The organism is Ancylomarina sp. 16SWW S1-10-2, from assembly GCF_009669305.1.
Classification (GTDB): domain Bacteria; phylum Bacteroidota; class Bacteroidia; order Bacteroidales; family Marinifilaceae; genus Ancylomarina.
The window spans coordinates 71,773-90,766 of record NZ_SADB01000005.1 but is presented as its reverse complement, the minus strand read 5'-3'; the positions used below and the strand labels follow the sequence as shown (position 1 = coordinate 90,766).

Here is an 18,994-nt window from a genome sequence, read left to right as displayed (position 1 = left end):
ATTAATATGTTGAATATCTATTGAGTAGATGGGTTTTAAGTTATTGAAAAATGGCCAACAAATAATTGTTGGCCATTCTTGTGTTGTGAAATTTGATTTTAAGCCTTATTTCTTAATAATCTTAAAAGTTGATGATTCACTTTTAGTTTGAACTCTCATTAAGTACATTCCACTTTTAAAGTTTGAAAGGTTTAAGCGTTCAGAAGTAGATGAAGTCTCCATTTGTAATTTTAATCGACCTTGAAGATCAAATATACGAATGGTCTTTTCTTCGCTGTTGCTAAATTTGATTACCATTTCAGTCTCAACAGGGTTTGGGTAAATTTGAGTTGTCGACTCTAAAACATCTTCTATTCCAGTTACAATTTCTGTTATAATCACACTTTTGGTAGTAATAATGATATCAGGGAATTCTTCGTTGGTCATTTCACAATGGTAGGTTCCAGATTTTAAGAATTTAAACACTCCAGTTTTCACTTTCTGAATGGTACTCTCGTCGTTTACTTCTGTCATTCCGTAATCAGTAGTCCATCTAAAAGTTGTTTCTTTTTCATTAAACAAAGATTCTTCTGAGTAATTAAGTTCATAGTCTATTTCTTCATTAACTTCATCAAAAACATCAAATTGTCTTGACATATAATCAGCTGATAGTTTATCTACTTCTATCAGTTTAGGATTTATTGCCTTAATCTTATTTAGATTAGAAAGTGGCAAATGGTTTTGATCAATATTTAATTTAATCAGTCTGTAATTGTTATATTCACTTAGCGATAGATCAGATAACTCATTGTATGAGCAATTAAGAGTGTTCAGTGATGAATTTGAATATATATTAAGATCGGTTAATTTATTGTGAGAACAATCCAACTCCTTAAGTTGAGAGTTTTCACTGAGATCCATGCTACTAATCTGATTGTAGTTACATGTCAGTTTTGTGATACTTGTGAAATAAGCTACTCCTGTAAGGTCTGAGATACTTTTGTTACTAACATTTAACTCTTCTTTATATGTAGCTGCTTCATATTCCGATATCTCATTATCACCATCAAGATTTAATAGAGTATTTTCTACTAAGGCTTTTTTGAAATTCGCATCAGGTATATTGACTATATCATTGTTATAAATGCTAATTGTATTGGTTTTGAGTGTTAAATTTGGAAAGCTTGCATTGGTCATTTCACAATAATAAGCACCATCTTTCAAAAAGGTGAACATGCCATTTCCATCTTCCTGTAAGTCCTCAGCACTTACCTCTGAATTCTCTCTATACCATTTAAAAGAAGTTAAATTTCCATCAATCAATACCTCTGATGAATAATCTATTTGATAATTTATAATTTCGTTTATTGCTGAAAATAGCCGCTTGTTTGAATCATAGGCTAGTTCTGAATAACGTTCTTTTATTTTTTGTAATTCAGAAAAAGGGAATTTGTTGTTGTTGCAATTAAGACTTGCAATAGCTGTATTGTTGGTTAAATCTAAACTTGTTAATTGATTGCTGCCGCAATTAAGACTTGCAATAGCTGTATTGTTGGTTAAATCTAAACTTGTTAATTGATTGCTGCCGCAATCAAGGGATGTAATAGCTGTGTTATTTGTCAAATCTAAGCTAGTTAGTTGATTGTTTTGGCAATCAAGGGATGTAATAGCTGTGTTGTTGGTTAAATCTAAACTAGTTAAATTATTCCCGTCGCAATTAAGACTTGCAATAGCTGTGTTATTTGTCAAATCTAAGCTTGTCAAGTCATTATAATAGCAATAAAGTTTTGTAATAGATGTAATGTTTGTCAGATCCAAGCTAATCAATTGATTGTATCCGCAATTAAGGCTTGTAATTGCTGTATTCTTGTTTAAGTCTAAACTTTTTAGCTGATTGTTATATACACTTAATGATATTAAGTTTGTAAAGTATTCTATGCTTGTGAGATCAGCTATATTCTTAGAGCCTAAATCTAGGCTTGTAGTAAGTAATGCTTCAAAATCAGAAATTTCAGTATCTTCATTGGTGTTTATTGACGTATTATCGACCAATGCCTTTTTAAAATTAGCATCGGGAATTTCGATTATATTATTGTTGTTAATGGTAACAGATTCAGTTGTTAGTTCTGCCTCAGGGAAAGTCTCATTTGTCATTTTGCAATAATAAATGCCTTGCTTTAGGAATTTGTATATTCCATTACCCGTTTTACTTACAACAGTTTCATCAACTATCTTATCATTAATAGCGTACCATGTAAACACAGTTGCTGTTCCATCTATTAAAGCTTCATCCGAATAATCTATATCAAAAGCATCAGCTTTCTCTATAGGCGAAAATAATTTTTTCGAAGATATATAACTTAATTCGCTATAATTAGTCTTGATTTTTTGTAATTCAGAAAAAGGAAATTTGTTGTTTTTGCACTTAAGACTCGTAATAGCTGTGTTGTTTGTCAGATCTAAACTGGTCAATTGATTATCAGAGCAAGTAAGACTTGTAATAGTTGTGTTATTTGTTAAATCTAAGCTAGTTAGTTGATTGTTTTGGCAGTAAAGGCTTGTAATAGTTGTGTTATTTGTTAAATCCAGACTTGTAAATTGATTGTTTCTGCAATCAAGGTTTGTAATAGCTATATTGTTGGTTAAATCTAAACTAGTTAAATTATTTCCGTCGCAATCAAGATTTGTAATAGCTGTATTGTTGGTTAAATCTAGACTAGTTAATTGGTTATTATATATATTTAATGATTTTAAACGTGAGAAGTATTCTATTCCTGTTAGATCAACTATATTCTTAGAACGTAAATTTAGGCTTGTAGTAAGTATAGCTTCCAATTCAGAAATCTCAGTATCCCCATTGGTGTTTATTTCAGTATTATCGACCAATGCCTTTTTAAAATTAGCATCGGGAATTTCAATGCTATTATTGTTGTTAATGGTAACAGATTCAGTAGTTAGTTCTATTTCAGGTAACAGCTCATTTGTCAGCTTACAGTAATAAATACCTTGCTTAAGGATTTTATAGATACCATCAGAGGTTTTGCTTACAAAGGTTTCATCCACTACATTATTATCTATATCGTACCATATAAAAACGGTTTCAGTACCATTTATCAGGGCTTCTGTTGAATAATCTACCTCAAAAGTATCAGTCTCCTCTCTAGGCGAAAATATTTTATTAGTAGAGGTATAACTCAATTCGCTGTATTGCTCCTTTATTTTAAATAATTCAGATAAAAGGAATCGGTTATTATCGCAATCAAGATATGTAATAGCTGTGTTGTTTGTCAGATCCAAGCTAATCAATTGATTGTATGCGCAATTAAGATATGTAATAGCTGTATTGTTGCTTAGGTCTAAACTTTTTAGCTGATTGTTATATACGCTTAATGATTTTAAACGTGAAAAATATCCTATTCCTGTAAGATCAGATATGTTTTTAGAATTCAAAGATAGGCTTGTGGTAAGAGTAGCTTCATCTACAGATATTTCTGTATCTCCATTGGTGTTTATTTCAGTATTATCGACCAATGCTTTTTTAAAGTTGGCATCAGGGATATTAATAAAAACAGGTTGAGAAATGTTAATCTTATTTGTTTTAAGTGTTAAGTTAGGAAAGCTTGCGTTAGTCATTTCGCAATAATAATTTCCTTCTGTTAAGAATTTAAACACTCCTGTATCTTCCTCAATAATATCTTCATTTGTAGTTGCTTCTCCAAAGCCTTTATACCAAGTAAAGCTTGTGTTATTTCCATCAATTAAAACTTCAGAAGAATAGTCTAATTTAAAACCAACTTTGTTATTCTGTTCAAAAAATAACTTCTTAGACTGTCCATAAGCTAGTTCAGAATACTTTTGTTTGATTTTAAATAATTCTGAAAAGGGAAACTTATTTGTATGACAATACAAGTCGATGATGTTTGAGCTTAAATTTAAACTTGACAAATCATTGTAAAAACAATTAAGATCTGTCAGTTTTGTGTTGTTTTCTAAATCTAAACTTGTTAATTGGTTGCTAGCACAATTTAAGCTAATTAGTTCTTTATTGTTGCTAACATCTAAATCTGTTAATTGATTACCTGAACATTCTAGTTTGGTGATATTAATGAAGTGTTCGATACCCGTTAAGTCAGATATATTTAAACTATTTACTTTGATTTCGTCTTTAAAAGCGACTGCTTCATATTCTGAGATTTCAGAGTCTCCATCTAGGTTGATCAAGCTATTATCGACCAATGCTTTTTTAAAGTTGACATCGACTATATTTATGGCATTATTACTATAAACAGTAATTGTATTAGTTTGTAGAGTTAAGTCAGGAAAGCTTGCATTGGTCATTTCACAATAATATGCACCTTCTTTTAAAAAGGTAAATGTTCCATTTCCATCTTCCTGTAAGTCCTCATCCGTTAGCTCAGCATTATCTCTATACCATTTAAAAGAAGTTTCATTGCCACTAATCAATACTTCTGACGAATAGTCTATTTGATTACCCACAGTTTTTTCAAGTTTCGAAAATATAGTTTTCGAATATTGATAATTTAGGTCTTGGTATTGTTCTTTAACCTTTAATAATTCGGAAAAAGGGAATTGATTATCGTTACACCATAAATAATTAATTGCGGTGTTATTTTTTAGGTCTAAACCTGTTAATTGATTGTTGTTGCAACGAAGGGCTATAATTGCGGTATTATCGTTCAAGTCTAAACTTGTTAATTGATTAGAGTCGCATTCAAAGAACGTAATTGCCTTGTTTTTGCTAACATTTAATTGGGTAAGTTGATTTCCCGAGCAATATAAGCGAAGTAGATCCGTATTCTTACTAAGATCTAATTGGGTGAGTTGATTATCTTGGCAATATAAATCTGTTAAAGTAATATTTTGGTTCAAATTTAAAAGCTTAAGCTCGTTTTGGTAGCAATATAGAATTGTTAAAGCTGTATTTTGACTAATATCTAAAATCTCAAGTTTATTCGTGGAGCAAACTAAACTAGTTAAAGCCTTATTTTGGCTCACATCTAAAGTCTCAAGTTTATTATTGTCGCAATTAAAACTAGTTAAGGCCGTATTTTGACTCACATTTAAAGTTTCAAGTTTGTTTGTGGAGCAACCTAAACTAGTTAAAGCCGTATTTTGACTCACATCTAAAGCCGTAAGTTCATTTGTACTGCACGATAACTTTGTTAAGGCGTTATTTTTGCTTATGTCTAAATGTGTAAGTTGGTTACTGTAACATTCTAGAAGAGTTAAATTCGTAATGTTACTTAAATCTAAAGTTGTAAGTTGGTTTGAGTTACATTTTATACTAGATAAGGCTATGTTTTTGCTTAAATCTAAAGTTGTAAGTTGGTTAGAGCGACAATTTATACTTGTTAAGGCTGTATTTTGACTTATATCTAAATTGTTTAGTTGGTTGTCTTCACACTGTAAAATTGTAATATTGACAAAATTTTCAATTCCCGTTAAATTTGATATATTTAAACTATTAACATAAATACTACCTGAATAGGCTACAGCTTCAGCTTCCGAAATTTCTTCATCACCATTAGTATTAATTACAGTATTCTCTACTAATGCTTTTTTAAAGTTGGCATCGGGGAAATTAATAAAATCATCAGCTGTTACTGTAATATTTTCTGTTTTTAGTTCGGAAGTGGTGAGTGTTGCATTTGCCATTGTACAATAATAAGTTCCTTTCTGTAAAAATTCGAAAATACCCTTTGTATCTGTTTCTTTCACAAAAGACTCATCAACCGTTTCATCAGAACTATTGTACCATCTAAAACTTGTGTTAGTACCATTAAATACTTGTTCCATAGTGTAATCAATAGTGTTGCCAACCACCTTGGTAAGTGGTTCGAATATTGTTTGATCGGAAATGTAAGCAAGGTCTGTAATATGAGCTTTGATTTTGTTGATCTCGGAAAGAGGAAATTTATTATAATTACACTCAATGTCGTTAATTGCAGTATTATTACTCAGATCTAAGTTGGTTAATTGATTGCTTCTGCAATTAATGTCTGTAATGGCCGTATTATTTGTCAAATCTAAATTGGTCAATTGATTAGAGTAACAATATAGATGTGTAATAGCTGTATTATTTGTCAGATCTAAATTGGTTAATTGATTTTCTTGGCAAGAAAATTCTGTAATAGCTGTATTTTTACTTATGTCTAGCTTAGTTAACTGATTATGGTAGCAACGAAGTTTTGTAATTGCAGTATTCTCACTTAAATCTAAGTTGACCAATAGATTGTTGTAACAATTAAGGTCTGTGATTGTTATATTTTCACCTAGATCAATATTAATTAATTTGTTGTTATTACAATAAAGTTTAGTAATAGAGTTATTCTTACTTAGGTCTAAACTAGTTAATTGATTGTTGTAACAATTAAGGTCTGTGATTGTTATATTTTCACCTAGATCAATATTAGTTAATTGATTGTCGCTGCAATTAAGCTTTGTAATAGCTGTATTCTTCGTCAAATTTAAATTAGCTAATTTATTATTGTAGCAATCTAGTTTAGAAATTACAGCATTTTCACCAAGATCTAGTACTGTTAATTGATTGTTGTAACAAGAAAGACGTTCAATTGCTGTATTGTTACTAAGGTTTAGACTTGTTAACTGATTATTGTTGCAATAAAGGTTTGTAATAAGAGTATTCTTACTTAAATCGATACTCTGCAAAAGATTATTCTTACAGCTAAGAGAATTAAGGGAAGTATTGCTACTTACATCTAAATTTTTCAAATTACAGTCGCTACATCCAAGGTCTGTTAGTTGAATATTATTACTAAGGTCTAGAGTTGTTAGCTTATTGTATGAGCAAATTAAGCTCTTAATGTTTATAAAATATTCAATTCCTGCTAAATCAGATATATTTAGTTCATTTACATAAATTCCACCCGTAAAAGCCGCCGCCTCACTTTCCGAAATCTCGCTATCACCATTTGTATTAATAGCTGCATTATCGACCAATGCTTTTTTAAAGTTGGCATCGGGAATGTTTATTATTTTATCAATGGTAATTGATTCTGTTGTTAGTTGTGCTCCAGGAAGTATTTCATTATCCATTTTGCAGTAATAAACACCCGATTTTAAGAATTTGTAAATTCCAGAACTTACTTTTTGTATGATATTATCTCCAATTTCTTCATTTGCGGAGTTATACCAGATAAAATTTGTTTCATTGCCAGCAAATAGAGATTCTGAAGAATAATCGATCTCAAAATCCTTAGCCTCATTCTGAGTCGAAAATATTTTTTTTGTGGAGGTATAATTAAGGTTGGAATAGTAATTTTTGATTTTACTGAGTTCTGAGAAAGTAAACTTGTTGTTTGGACACAACAGAAATGAAAGCTTCGTATTTTTGCTAATATCTAGAGTGCTTAATTCATTGTTTGAGCAATTTAAGTCAAGAAGTTCAGTGTTATTACTTACATCCAAACTACTTAGCTGATTGTTTGTGCAATATAAATAAGTAAGCGTAGTATTGGTACTCAGGTTTAAGTTTGTTAGTTGATTATTATTACACTCTATAGTTGTTAGCAAGTTTTGCTTAGTAAGATCCAGACTAGTTATTTGATTAGAGGAACAGCTCAAAAAGGTTATTTTCCCATTATTACTGATATCTAAACTACTTAGCTGATTCTTTTTGCAGGTTAGGCTCTCCAGTTTTGTGTTCTTACTAATATCTAGGCTGGATATTTGATTGTCACTAAAATTTAAGTAGGTAAGGTCTAAGTTATAGTTGAGATCTAAACTGCTTAATTGATTGTTTGCACACTCCAAATTAAAAAGTAATGTGTTTTTGCTTACATCCAAACTGCTTATTTGGCTATCGGAACAGTAGAGGTAGGTGAGTGAAGTGTTTTTGCTTACATCTAAGTTGATTAATTGATTGTCTGAGCAATCCAATTCTTTGATATTGATAAAATATTCTAGGCCGGTAAGATCTGATACATTACTATCATATAGATTAATACTACCCGTAAAAGCCGCCGCTTCACTTTCCGAAATCTCAGCATCGCCATCGGTATTAATTGCAGTATTCTCTACTAATGCCTTTTTAAAATTAGCATCGGGAATGTTTATGTTTTGAGCGCTTAGTGTAACAGACACAAAAAAGAAGAATAAAAGAGTAAAAATTTTAATCATATTCTATATTTTAGATTTAAAATGAACTAGCTATATCATTTCATTATGAGATATATCTATTAGACATAAATATACGGTGCTTATTTCAATTTATAGGTTGTCAAACCTGTCAAGTTTAATCCATAAGATAATTTAAATTAAATCCAGATAGTTTTTTTTTGTTAATACATTCAATATATGCTTATTTTATTGAATCTCGTTAGGATACCTTATGCTACTAGTTGATTATGAACGGTATTTATCAAGATATTAGGGTTCAGTAGTGTACAAAGAATATCTTGATTTACTTTAAAAGGGTGCTTTTATTTAGCATAGCTTTATGTTTGATTTAGAGATGTGAAAGACTTCAATTAAAACCCATTTGTGAAGTTTACATATGTTTTTTTTCGTAGATCTAATTTCGATATTTCTCCACGGTGTAACAAATGGTACTCTTTTATTGATTTTGAAACTAGATCTTTGTTAAAGATCAAAAAAAATAAAGAGAAAATCAAAATCGCTAGCTAGTGAACAAATCATGAAGCTGGCGTATAAAAAGGAGTAAAAATGACGATAGCTAAAGTTTGGATTGAAGATGGTTGTATTGCCTGCGGTATGTGTGAGGAGATTTGTCCAGAAGTTTTTGTTGTAGACGATGTGTCTCACGTGAAATTGAATGTTGATTTTAATGAGTATGCGTCAGGAATAAAAGCTGCTACCGATGCTTGTCCGGTTGAGGTCATAAAATACGAATAGGATACTGTTGGCATACAATAAGTACTTGTGAAATACGGTACTGAAAGCCAATTATGAAGGTCGATATTTGTAGATCGTAGTTTGAAACCAAGTTAAATTAGAAAATCATGGAGATAAAGAATATATTTGAAACTGAAGCGTTTATAAACGGACATGGTGTTGAAGCCAGAAAATTTCATCAAGATGAGTATATGATGATGGTACATCTAACTTTGAAGCCAGGTGATACCATTGTAAAACATGCAGCGCCTCTTGATGTTCGATTTTTGGTTCTGGAAGGAAAGGGAATTGTTGAGATAGGTGACAAAAGCAAAGAAGTTGAGGCTAATACCTTAATTGAGAGTCCTGCAAATTGCGGTCACGGATGGAGAAACGAAAGTGATTCTGTTTTACGAATTCTTGTGATGAAAATGATGAAATCTGTAATATAGATAAAGGTGTAATTAGAAAAATAAAAACCCATCTGTGAAAATTCGCAGATGGGTTTTCTCGTGGTGAATATTGTTTTAGATCATGAAAGAGGCTCTTAAAATTTCTTAAATTTTGCAATTATGCTCTAAGTTTTGTCCACATAATTTTAATGACATTCTTATTTTTATATATTTGTTATACCAATAAGAAAGATTAAAAAATGATTTGAGAAGATTGAATAGAGTTTAATTTAAAACGATATATTATGGGAGTTTTTTTTAACGATAATAATGCACCAAAAACAAGTTATACACCTTCGGAACTAGTCAGTGAGATGAAAAAGCGTGAGGATATTCTTCTTATCGATATTCGGGAATCACATGAGTTAGCTCAGGGGGGAATAGAAAATGCGCTTCACATTCCAATTGGGCAAATACCTGAAAAAATGGGAACATTACCTAAAAATAAAGATCTTGTTGTTTTTTGTCATGAAGGACTCGAAGGCAAGCAGGTTAGAAATTATCTTAAAAAAGGTGGATTCTTTAAAGTTGCTTATTTAAAAGGAGGATTTACACGATGGAAAAAAGAAGTTGCTGAATCGATTATAGCTTAAAGAATATTTAGAAAGGGTATCCACAATTGGATATCCTTTTGTATTTTATCCTTACAGTGAATCTATATTGAAATTTCCGACACAATCAGTTTGCTATTCTCTACTGCTGTCAGTTTCATATTTTTCATCATAATTTGATCTAGAATTAATAGTTCACCTTGATTTAAAATGACCTCTTCTGTTTCAAAAAGGAATGTGATTTTACCCGAATAGAGATAAACAATCACTTTTGAATATTCCTTAGAAACTTCAAAGTTTGTTGTTTTATTTTTGAGGAGAGAGATTGAACTTAATTGACCTTTCGTATTTCCACGAGTCATTAAATTAAAATCGGTACAAATACCTATCGATGAGGTTTGCCAATCACCTTCGAATTCATCAACATCAAATTGTTGTAGTTTTTTGGTGTAGTGGTTTTTGTGTGAGATCTCTATTTCGCCATCAAGAATCATAATTTTTCTCGAAACACTAGGTAAGGCTGTGAAATCTGATTTTTCGACCTCAACTTTAGCTGAACTTAATCTGAAATCGAAATTTCTAAGCGCATAGTCTGATGTTTCGGGGTAAATGTACAATTGAGTACTAATTCCTCCCGACCAGTTTATGGTTTTAAACTTATCTGCTCTTATTATGGAATATGACATAGTGTTAAAGGCTTACGATTTTACGAATAGGTTTCAGTTTGAATAGATAACGAATTAATCTCTATACATAATAACCTCTTTTACATCTAAAAAAGCTTCTTCCAGTAAAGTCATCTGATTGAAAAAGAATTTGTAACATTTATCCCAATCATCTTTGTTTAGGATTGAAACATCTTTAAGCTGATAATAAAGAACGCTAACCTCTTTAAAACCTTTAATAAAATAGTGTTTTTCCCAGATTAAATCTGATCCACAGGTTTCATTAATTACAGGCTTATATTTTTCGAAACGTTCAAAAACAGCTAATCTGGTAGCATCGAGTTTGCTGTCTATTTGTAGCATCACAAAAGCACCTTCTGCGTTTAAATCGAACTTAAGTTGAACCTCTTTAATCTGTGTTCCCTTCATAACCCAAGATGTCATCTTACGTCCTCTCTTTTTTGAGTAGGGTTTGAACCCGCCCCAAAATTGAACTTTCATTGCTTTAGCTTCTTCTTTTGTATACATGCTATATCGATTATAGTAACTGATGCGTACAAAATTAAGGATATCTTCAGATATTAAGTCTTCTCGAGGGATAAAAAATAATGTTATCTTCAAGCTTATTATAAATTGCTTTGGAGATAATTAGACTTCGTTTAATTCTATCGTGACGATGTGTCGCTCGTAAAAAAATATTGGACATAACAATATTGGATATGTAGCAATGAGCTTTAATGGGGCGATAAGGCGACTGAATGATAGAAAATAAGAGGTATTAACTTATATTTACACACACTAAAGAATATATAAAAGAGTTAAATAATGAATCTATTTTTAAATTTACCCGAAATATCAACAGGAATTCAAGCTGGTAGTTTTATTGATCTATTGTTACGATTTGGGTTAAATCTTTTGGCTTCAATTTTCATCATTATTTTTGTTTATTTCCGCGCAACAGGGAAACGCTCCTATGTGTTTACTTATGTGTTAATCTCAATAACCATCTTTTTTCTATGTTATCTTTTGGGGAGTATCGATTTGCAGTTAGGTTTTGCATTGGGATTATTTGCCATATTTGGGATTATACGTTATCGTACCGATACGATTCCTATTCGGGAAATGACCTATCTTTTTCTGATTATAACATTATCGGTTGTTAATGCCTTGGCAAGTCGGGAGGTAAGCCTAAGTGTTATTCTTTTTACAAACTGTTGCCTTATGGCAACGACTTGGGTGATGGAGAATGTATGGATGAAACGCCATTTAGCTAGAAGAAGTCTAATTTTTGATCGTGTGGATTTGATTCATCCAAGCAAGAAAAATGAATTAATCGAAAATGTTTTTGATAGAACAGGCGTAGTGGTTGTTAAATTTAAAGTGGGTAAAATAGATTTAATTAAGAAAAGTGTTAGTCTAACTATTTTTTATAAAGAAGATGTTAGTCCTTACGTTTTATCAGATCCTGAAATGAGCGATAAAAGTTTTGAACGTGAATAGTTTCTTTATAAAAGCTCTTTGCCAAGTGACGTTTAAGTCATTTTAAATATTAAGCTCGATTCATTTCTCAACAATTTTTAAAAAGCTTTTCTTTGTATTTAATAGAGTTTAAATCATCAGATATAGATTAATTATGGGTTTACTTTTATCCTTAGATAAAAATAAAATTGAAGCAGGTTGCGACGAAGCAGGTCGTGGATGTTTAGCAGGTCCAGTTTTTGCTGCTGCAGTTATTTTACCTCCAGATTTTAAAAATTCTATTCTCGACGATTCAAAAAAATTGAGTGAGAAGAAACGTTATGCTTTAAGAGAAATTATTGAGAAGGAAGCCTTGGCTTGGGCTGTAGGTATCGTGAGTCCTGAGGAAATTGATAAAATAAATATTCTCAATGCTTCCTTTTTAGCCATGCATGGAGCTATAGATCAACTCAAGTTAAAACCCGAACAACTTTTAATCGATGGCAATCGTTTTACCTCATACCCTAATATACCTCACCATTGTATTATAAAAGGTGATGGAAAATATTTACCTATTGCAGCCGCTTCTATCTTAGCCAAAACGTATCGTGACGATCTAATGCTTGCGCTTCATAAAGATTACCCTAATTACGATTGGGATAATAACAAAGGTTATCCGACAAAAAAACATCGATTAGCTATTCTTAAATATGGTATTACACCTCACCATAGAAAAACTTTTGGTCCTCAACCAGATCAACTTTCATTAAAATTATAAGTTAAAATCTGCATCCTATTTTATAATTATTGAAATATCAGCTTGTTATGTTTAGTTGAGTCGTGGTTTTTCTTGTTTTTAAGGTAAATACATCGAGAAAATTCATAGTTTAATCTAAATTCATTTTTCCATAAATCAACTTAATGGGCTGATATTGTTTGGTTTGCGTTCTATTTCGCAATATGTAATTAGATGCTGTTTTTTCCTAATTCAGGAATAATATTAACTTTGTATACTTTGATATACTTATAAACAAGAATCATTAATCTTGAAGTTCCTTACCAATTGAAAGTAAGAGCTTCGTAATTGATTTTAAATTAAAACGAAATGAGAAAATTAGCATCATTGGTTTTGTGTTTAAGCCTTTTGTTGAGTTTTAGCATAGCTAAAGCTGACGAAGGAATGTGGCTTTTATCACTACTGAAAAAACAAAATGCTGTAGAAATGCAGAAAATGGGCTTTAAACTAAGCGCAGAAGACATCTACGATATCAACAATAATAGCATGAAAGATGCGATTGTTGGTTTAGGAAATGAAGGAAGACCTTTCCGTCATTTTTGTACAGGTGAAATTATTTCTGATCAAGGTTTATTCCTTACAAATCACCATTGTGGTTTCCCTTCTATCCAGTCTCATTCAACAACTGAGCACGACTATCTAGCTGATGGTTTTTGGGCTTACAATAAAGGTGAAGAGCTAACAAACGAAGGTTTAACAGCATCTATCATGGTACGCATGGAAGATGTTTCTAAGAGAGTTTTAGCTACTGTTAATGATGAAATGACAGAAGATGAGCGTTTTGAAGCGATCAATAAAGTTTCTGCAGAAATCGTAAAAGAGACTGAAGCTAATTCAGAATATAAGGCAAGTGTAAAAGGTATGTTTGAAGGAAATCAGTATTTTCTTTTTGTATATGAAATTTTTCAAGATGTTCGTTTAGTTGGTGCTCCTCCACAAGCAATGGGTAAATTTGGTGGTGATACTGATAACTGGATGTGGCCTCGTCATACGGCTGATTTTTCTATGTTCCGTATCTATACTGATGCTAACGGAAAACCAGCTAAATATTCAGCTGATAATATTCCATTGAAGCCTAGACATCACCTTCCTGTTTCTATTAAAGGAAATCAAGAAAACGATTTTGCAATGATTATGGGTTTCCCAGGAACTACAAATCGTTACCTAACTTCTTTTGGTCTTGAAGAAACAATGAATATTACAAACAAGAATCGTTACGATATCCGTACAGTTAAGTTGGATGTTATGATGAAAGATATGTTGAAAGATCCTAAAGTTCGTATTCAGTATGCTTCTAAGCATGCAGGATCTGCTAACTACTGGAAGTATTCTAACGAGCAAAATAAAGCGCTTAAGAAATTGAATACAATGGGAGCTAAGCAAGAAATTGAAGCTGAATATACTGCTTGGGCTAACAAGAAAAAGAAAAGAGCAGCTAAATATGGTGATGCTCTTAATATGATTGAGAAAGCTTATACAGATCGTAAAGAGTCTCGTTACGAGATGTCATATCTAAGTGAGGCTCTTCTTCAAGGTGCTGAAATGTATATGTTTGCATATAAATCAACAGGATTAATGAAAAAACTATCAGCTGATTCTTTAGATCAAGCTTCAATTGATAGATCTGTTGAAGGTCTTAAGGGCACTGCGAAAGCATTCTACAAAGATTATAACCTTCCAACTGATCAAAAGTTATTGGCTGCTCTTTTTGCAAAATATGCTGAGAATATTGAGCCTGATAAACGTCCTGATATTTTTAAAGTAATTGCTGAAGAGTATAATAACGACTTCGCTAAATTTGCTGCCGATGTTTATTCTAAATCAATTTTTGCTAGCGAAGAATCTTACAATAAGTTTCTAGAGAATCCAACTGCTGATGCCATAGCTAACGATATGGGATACGAAATTGCAACTTCAATTATTGCAACTTATAGAGTTCTTTCGAATGAAATTAACAAGGGTGCTGAAGGTCTTTCAAAAGGGAAACGTTTGTTTGTTGATGGCTTGATGCAAATCAATAAGAAACAAAATTTAGCTCCAGATGCCAATTCAACGCTTCGTTTAACTTACGGTAAAGTTGGTGGATATTCTCCTAAAGATGGTGTTTATAATAAATACTACACAACTCTTAAAGGTGTGATGGAAAAAGAAGATTCAACAAGTTATGAATTTAATGTTCCTGCTAGATTAAAAGAATTATATAAGAATAAAGATTTTGGTCAGTATGCTGATAAGGATGGTAGTCTTCATACTTGTTTCTTAACTAACAGTGATATTACTGGTGGAAACTCTGGTTCTCCTGTTATCAATGGAAATGGTGAATTAATTGGTGCTGCATTTGATGGTAACTCTGAAGCGATGTCGGGCGATATTGATTTTGAAGATAACTTACAAAGATGTATTAATCTTGATATTCGTTACGCACTTTTCATTATTGACAAATATGCAGGTGCAAAAAATCTAATCGACGAGATGACTATTGTAAAATAATCGCTCTTAAGATATTATCAGTTTTAAATTGATGATTTAAAACAAAAGGATGCTTGATTGGTCAAGCATCCTTTTTTGTTATCTTAATATCAACTAAATTTGGGCTGATTATTATTTTATATCCTAAAACAAATTAAACTGAAAATGGCAAGAAAAATAACCATGTATACCGATGGCGCTTGTAGCGGAAACCCAGGACCTGGAGGTTATGGTACAGTTCTCATTTCGGGGAAACATCGTAAAACTTTGGCTGAAGGATATAAACGAACAACCAATAATCGTATGGAGCTTTTGGCTGTAATAGTTGGACTAGAGGCGCTTAAAGAAGAGAGTTGCGAGGTGACGATATATTCTGATTCAAAATATGTGGTCGATTCTGTTGAGAAAAAATGGGTTTTAGGTTGGGAGAAAAAGCGATTTAAGGATAAAAAGAATCCAGACCTGTGGATGCGATTTTTAAAAATATATCGCAAACATCAAGTGAAATTCGTTTGGGTAAAAGGACATGCCAATATTCCTGGGAACGAACTTGCCGATGAACTTGCAGTTGTGGCTTCTCAAAAGCCTAACTTACCCGATGATGTAGGGTACAAAGCCTAATTGTTAGTTTTCAAATTAAATAGTGAAAACAGATATTACAGCCTCTTTAAACCGATTTTGAACCTTCCTTATTTCTTCAGGGTTAGGTTCTTTTAGTGAGGTATATTTTTTTCTAATGCCATGTTTTCTCATCTTAATAAGAACCTTTCGAACCTCAGGTGATAGTTTATTTATTAGGGTCGAAATCTTATTAATCTCATCTTCTCCATTATTATAATCGGGAACAAGAACAAGGCGTAATTCATCGAGCTTGCCTTTTTTGTCTAGATATTGAATTGAATCTAGAATTTTCTCGTTGGAAAAGCCAGTTATCTGCTTGTGAATTTGAGGCGAATAGGCTTTTATATCGATCATGAAGCCATCGGTTAAATCGAGAATTTTATCCCATTTGTCTAAACCTACATTTCCGTTAGAATCCACTAGAATCGATAAATGCTTGAGTTCAGGATACTTTCTTATGGCTGTAAAGAACTCAACTAAAAAATCAGCTTGAAGCATAACTTCACCACCTGAAACGGTTATACCCGATATAAAATCTTTGACTTCTAATATTTCAGATATCAAGTTTTCAACGGACATTTTTTTATAGAATGGGCTGCTGTTTTCGGGGCAAACCTTTATACATGTATCACAATGAACACAAGTTTCTGTATCGTGAATAATGCGTTTATTGGCCGTATCAATCTTCAAACTTTGTGTTGGACAGGCTTGAACACATACACCACATAAATTACACAAACCAATGGTATGTGAATTGTGGCAATACATGCAATTGAGGTTACAAGCCTGAAAGAATATGACCATTCTGTTGCCAGGACCGTCAATCACACTCGATTTGATGATACCACTAATATTGGCTTGCAGTGCGTTCATTTGAGTTGACTCTTTTAGCTATTCGTTTATCAACATTCTTATTATCCATTGAGTTGGCAGCAAATGAGGTGCTACCATATCTTGAACCTTCTTCACGAAATTCTTTTAAATCGCTACGGCGAACTAGGTAACCGGTTACTCGAATAAATTCACTATTCGCTATGTTGAAAGTGAACATTCTCATGCCTTTTTTAAAAGCGCCTTTAATAATATCGAGAACAGCCTGAGGGTTTCTCTTAACTGTATCGTCGAAATGGAAAATATCGCTAATGCCACCATTTATTAAATGATGATGAGGTGCAACGGCGTTTATGTGTGAATAAATATCAGGTTCTTCCCCGATTGGAATACGAGCTCCAGCTGTTTCTTCCACATCAATATCAATACCAGATTGTGAATGGATGAAAGCTCTGCCATTATTGGCTTCGCAGTAGGGTAATGGTCTAGCATCAACATGTTGTTTCATCTCTTCAACAATACGATGTCCTAATTGATTGGCTTCTTCGCTATGTCCGTAAGTAAAATCATGACCTTCATTTTTCATTAAAGTATTTACACATTCAGCGAGTCCGTAAAAGCCAAACATGGCTGAGAAATTCTCCAACTTAATAATGCCTTCTTGAGCTAAGAAATCGGTCTCAAAGTATTTCACAGTCTCAACCAAATATTTTATTCTTGCTTCGATAATATCTAAAGTCATCTCGCAATATTTCGGCAATGTTTCAGCGAAAAAAGCATCTGTATTACCTGAGTGCTGATCTGTGATTTTCTTCAGATTCAAACGAATTAAGGTGTGTGAACCTCCACCTTCGGGCAACGAATTGTAACAACTTACAACGCCATATTCTCCCTTAAAATCAGTAGTAATCATATTGTGATTGGCAATATGTGGCTTAGCAACTTCAAATACAGTTTTTATAGCATCGTTTAGGAGTGCATCTGATGTTTTTTCGGTATCGTACTTTAAAGTTAAGTTGGGTACGACTTGTTTTACTTCTCGCTCTACTTTCAATACGGCTCTAGCAATAATATTGTCCTCAGGACCAATGTTGATGTGTACAAAAGCATCGGGCAAGGTTCTGTCGATATAACGCCAAAATAGTTTCAGCTTTTTATAGATTGATTCCTCAGAAAGATCTGCAACAAATGGAAGTAGTAGTTGATCTATATTTCCCAAATAAACCGAGTAACCAGTTATTGACGGAACGTAGCTATAGAGAATCGATAGAAAGTTAATGGCTTCGTCGAAATCAGTTGGAGGATCGAGTTCAAGGTATTTAATACCTTTTTTAAGAGCCAATTTATAATCAGGAAGTATGTAGCGTGGACGATAAGGTGCAGAACCTTCAAACAAGTCACAAATCTTTTTATCAGCTAAGGCTTCCATGGCTTCATCCGATACTTTAGGGTAAGCTTGTGTGCTTTCAGCAATATAGGCTAAGTTATGTTTCTTCTGTTTGTAATCTAAACAGCCATCAGTTAAAACTTCTCTAACTCTATTCTTAATATCTTCCATAACGTCTCTTATTCTGTTCTTCCTCTTTAATCTAGTTTACAAAAATAGTCAAAAGACTTTAGCTGCAAACCTTCTACACATCAAATCATTACATTAAAAGATAATTTCGTTGGAAGATATTGTTTCTATATAGAGTTGTTCTTTCTACATGCTATCAGATTAACAGCCTCCTAAAACAACATTCATGTTCTTAATGACTTGTTAAAAAGAGAGTTAAATTTGTGTCTTTAAGTAAATCTAACTAATTTAAGACCTTTAAGTCTTAATATATAGAAATATGAAAAATTGGTATATGATATTGATCCTTATTCTTGCAGTTTCATGCTCAAGTGAGGATGATAAAATGGATGAGCTTGAAGAAACTCTTGAAATGGAGATGAAATTGGGTGAGGAAGCTACAGAAGATAACTTTGTTTCAGATGCTCATGAAACTACAGGAACAGCTAGCCTTAATGAAGATGAAACACTCCTCATATTCACGGATTTTAAAACAGATAATGGTCCTTTGTTAGAAGTTTATTTGTCAACTGACAAAGCAGCTTCAGAATACGTGAGCTTGGGAGATTTGAAAGGTATAGAAGGTGATTTTGAATATAGTATTCCATCGGGAACAGACTTAACCAAATATAAGTATGTGCTTATTTGGTGTGTCGACTTTTCAGTCAGCTTTGGACATGCAGAATTGAAATAGTTTTTTTTATTGAGTATAAGTATATGAAGTCAGATCATTTGATCTGGCT

General features: G+C 32.3%; 13 protein-coding genes. 8 read left to right on the top strand and 5 right to left on the bottom strand.

The features are described from left to right. Positions 1 to 105 precede the first annotated feature (105 nt). On the bottom strand, positions 106 to 8,139 hold the full coding sequence (locus EMN46_RS05430; RefSeq protein ID WP_154199667.1) for a T9SS type A sorting domain-containing protein: 8,034 nt from the start codon (positions 8,137 to 8,139) through the stop codon (positions 106 to 108). A 546-nt stretch (positions 8,140 to 8,685) separates the two neighbouring features. Between EMN46_RS05430 and EMN46_RS05425 the strand changes: the two genes are divergently transcribed. The 3 genes from EMN46_RS05425 to EMN46_RS05415 all read left to right on the top strand — a co-directional run bounded on the left by EMN46_RS05425 (position 8,686) and on the right by EMN46_RS05415 (position 9,898). Then, positions 8,686 to 8,874, top strand: coding sequence for a ferredoxin (locus tag EMN46_RS05425; RefSeq protein WP_154199666.1), 189 nt, complete (start codon positions 8,686 to 8,688; stop codon positions 8,872 to 8,874). Between the two features lie 107 nt (positions 8,875 to 8,981). After that, a complete protein-coding gene (locus tag EMN46_RS05420; protein WP_154199665.1) occupies positions 8,982 to 9,305 on the top strand; it encodes a cupin domain-containing protein in 324 nt (107 codons plus the stop codon). Between the two features lie 245 nt (positions 9,306 to 9,550). Further along, positions 9,551 to 9,898 carry a rhodanese-like domain-containing protein gene (locus EMN46_RS05415; RefSeq protein ID WP_154199664.1) on the top strand — a complete coding sequence of 116 codons (348 nt, stop codon included), beginning with the start codon at positions 9,551 to 9,553 and terminating at the stop codon, positions 9,896 to 9,898. Positions 9,899 to 9,960: 62 nt separating this feature from the next. On the opposite strand, the gene EMN46_RS05410 is transcribed toward EMN46_RS05415, so the two are convergent. Both EMN46_RS05410 and EMN46_RS05405 read right to left on the bottom strand, forming a co-directional pair. Continuing rightward, on the bottom strand, positions 9,961 to 10,542 hold the full coding sequence (locus tag EMN46_RS05410) for a HutD family protein (protein WP_154199663.1): 582 nt from the start codon (positions 10,540 to 10,542) through the stop codon (positions 9,961 to 9,963). Between the two features lie 54 nt (positions 10,543 to 10,596). Then, positions 10,597 to 11,049: a DUF4268 domain-containing protein gene (locus tag EMN46_RS05405; RefSeq protein WP_154199662.1), complete on the bottom strand. Its 453-nt coding sequence runs from the start codon at positions 11,047 to 11,049 to the stop codon at positions 10,597 to 10,599. Positions 11,050 to 11,346: 297 nt separating this feature from the next. Here EMN46_RS05405 and EMN46_RS05400 point away from each other — a divergent pair, with 297 nt between their 5' ends. The 4 genes from EMN46_RS05400 to rnhA all read left to right on the top strand — a co-directional run bounded on the left by EMN46_RS05400 (position 11,347) and on the right by rnhA (position 15,865). Next, positions 11,347 to 12,021 (top strand): DUF4956 domain-containing protein, encoded by a 675-nt coding sequence (locus EMN46_RS05400; RefSeq protein WP_154199661.1) that lies wholly within the window; start codon positions 11,347 to 11,349, stop codon positions 12,019 to 12,021. Between the two features lie 133 nt (positions 12,022 to 12,154). Further along, positions 12,155 to 12,757, top strand: coding sequence for a ribonuclease HII (locus tag EMN46_RS05395; RefSeq protein WP_154199660.1), 603 nt, complete (start codon positions 12,155 to 12,157; stop codon positions 12,755 to 12,757). Positions 12,758 to 13,084: 327 nt separating this feature from the next. Next, positions 13,085 to 15,265, top strand: a complete 2,181-nt coding sequence (locus EMN46_RS05390) for a S46 family peptidase (protein ID WP_154199659.1) — start codon at positions 13,085 to 13,087, stop codon at positions 15,263 to 15,265. A 144-nt stretch (positions 15,266 to 15,409) separates the two neighbouring features. Further along, on the top strand, positions 15,410 to 15,865 hold the full coding sequence (rnhA, locus tag EMN46_RS05385) for a ribonuclease HI (protein ID WP_154199658.1): 456 nt from the start codon (positions 15,410 to 15,412) through the stop codon (positions 15,863 to 15,865). 15 nt (positions 15,866 to 15,880) lie between these two features. On the opposite strand, the gene EMN46_RS05380 is transcribed toward rnhA, so the two are convergent. Together EMN46_RS05380 and EMN46_RS05375 are read right to left on the bottom strand one after the other, a co-directional pair. After that, positions 15,881 to 16,738 carry a YjjW family glycine radical enzyme activase gene (locus EMN46_RS05380; RefSeq protein WP_154199657.1) on the bottom strand — a complete coding sequence of 286 codons (858 nt, stop codon included), beginning with the start codon at positions 16,736 to 16,738 and terminating at the stop codon, positions 15,881 to 15,883. Continuing rightward, a complete protein-coding gene (locus EMN46_RS05375; protein WP_154199656.1) occupies positions 16,713 to 18,254 on the bottom strand; it encodes a YjjI family glycine radical enzyme in 1,542 nt (513 codons plus the stop codon). The genes EMN46_RS05380 and EMN46_RS05375 overlap by 26 nt, the downstream gene beginning before the upstream one ends. Positions 18,255 to 18,531: 277 nt before the next feature. On the opposite strand from EMN46_RS05375, the gene EMN46_RS05370 reads away from it, so the two are divergent. Next, positions 18,532 to 18,945 carry a DM13 domain-containing protein gene (locus EMN46_RS05370; RefSeq protein ID WP_154199655.1) on the top strand — a complete coding sequence of 138 codons (414 nt, stop codon included), beginning with the start codon at positions 18,532 to 18,534 and terminating at the stop codon, positions 18,943 to 18,945. The last annotated feature ends 49 nt before the right edge of the window (positions 18,946 to 18,994 follow it).

Excerpts from the sequence above, each read along its gene's own strand:
- EMN46_RS05430 (WP_154199667.1), bottom strand. The coding sequence starts at position 8,139 with ATGATTAAAATTTTTACTCTTTTATTCTTCTTTTTTGTGTCTGTTACA.
- EMN46_RS05425 (WP_154199666.1), top strand. The coding sequence starts at position 8,686 with ATGACGATAGCTAAAGTTTGGATTGAAGATGGTTGTATTGCCTGCGGT.
- EMN46_RS05420 (WP_154199665.1), top strand. The coding sequence starts at position 8,982 with ATGGAGATAAAGAATATATTTGAAACTGAAGCGTTTATAAACGGACAT.
- EMN46_RS05415 (WP_154199664.1), top strand. The coding sequence starts at position 9,551 with ATGGGAGTTTTTTTTAACGATAATAATGCACCAAAAACAAGTTATACA.
- EMN46_RS05410 (WP_154199663.1), bottom strand. The coding sequence starts at position 10,542 with ATGTCATATTCCATAATAAGAGCAGATAAGTTTAAAACCATAAACTGG.
- EMN46_RS05405 (WP_154199662.1), bottom strand. The coding sequence starts at position 11,049 with ATGTATACAAAAGAAGAAGCTAAAGCAATGAAAGTTCAATTTTGGGGC.
- EMN46_RS05400 (WP_154199661.1), top strand. The coding sequence starts at position 11,347 with ATGAATCTATTTTTAAATTTACCCGAAATATCAACAGGAATTCAAGCT.
- EMN46_RS05395 (WP_154199660.1), top strand. The coding sequence starts at position 12,155 with ATGGGTTTACTTTTATCCTTAGATAAAAATAAAATTGAAGCAGGTTGC.
- EMN46_RS05390 (WP_154199659.1), top strand. The coding sequence starts at position 13,085 with ATGAGAAAATTAGCATCATTGGTTTTGTGTTTAAGCCTTTTGTTGAGT.
- rnhA (WP_154199658.1), top strand. The coding sequence starts at position 15,410 with ATGGCAAGAAAAATAACCATGTATACCGATGGCGCTTGTAGCGGAAAC.
- EMN46_RS05380 (WP_154199657.1), bottom strand. The coding sequence starts at position 16,738 with ATGAACGCACTGCAAGCCAATATTAGTGGTATCATCAAATCGAGTGTG.
- EMN46_RS05375 (WP_154199656.1), bottom strand. The coding sequence starts at position 18,254 with ATGGAAGATATTAAGAATAGAGTTAGAGAAGTTTTAACTGATGGCTGT.
- EMN46_RS05370 (WP_154199655.1), top strand. The coding sequence starts at position 18,532 with ATGAAAAATTGGTATATGATATTGATCCTTATTCTTGCAGTTTCATGC.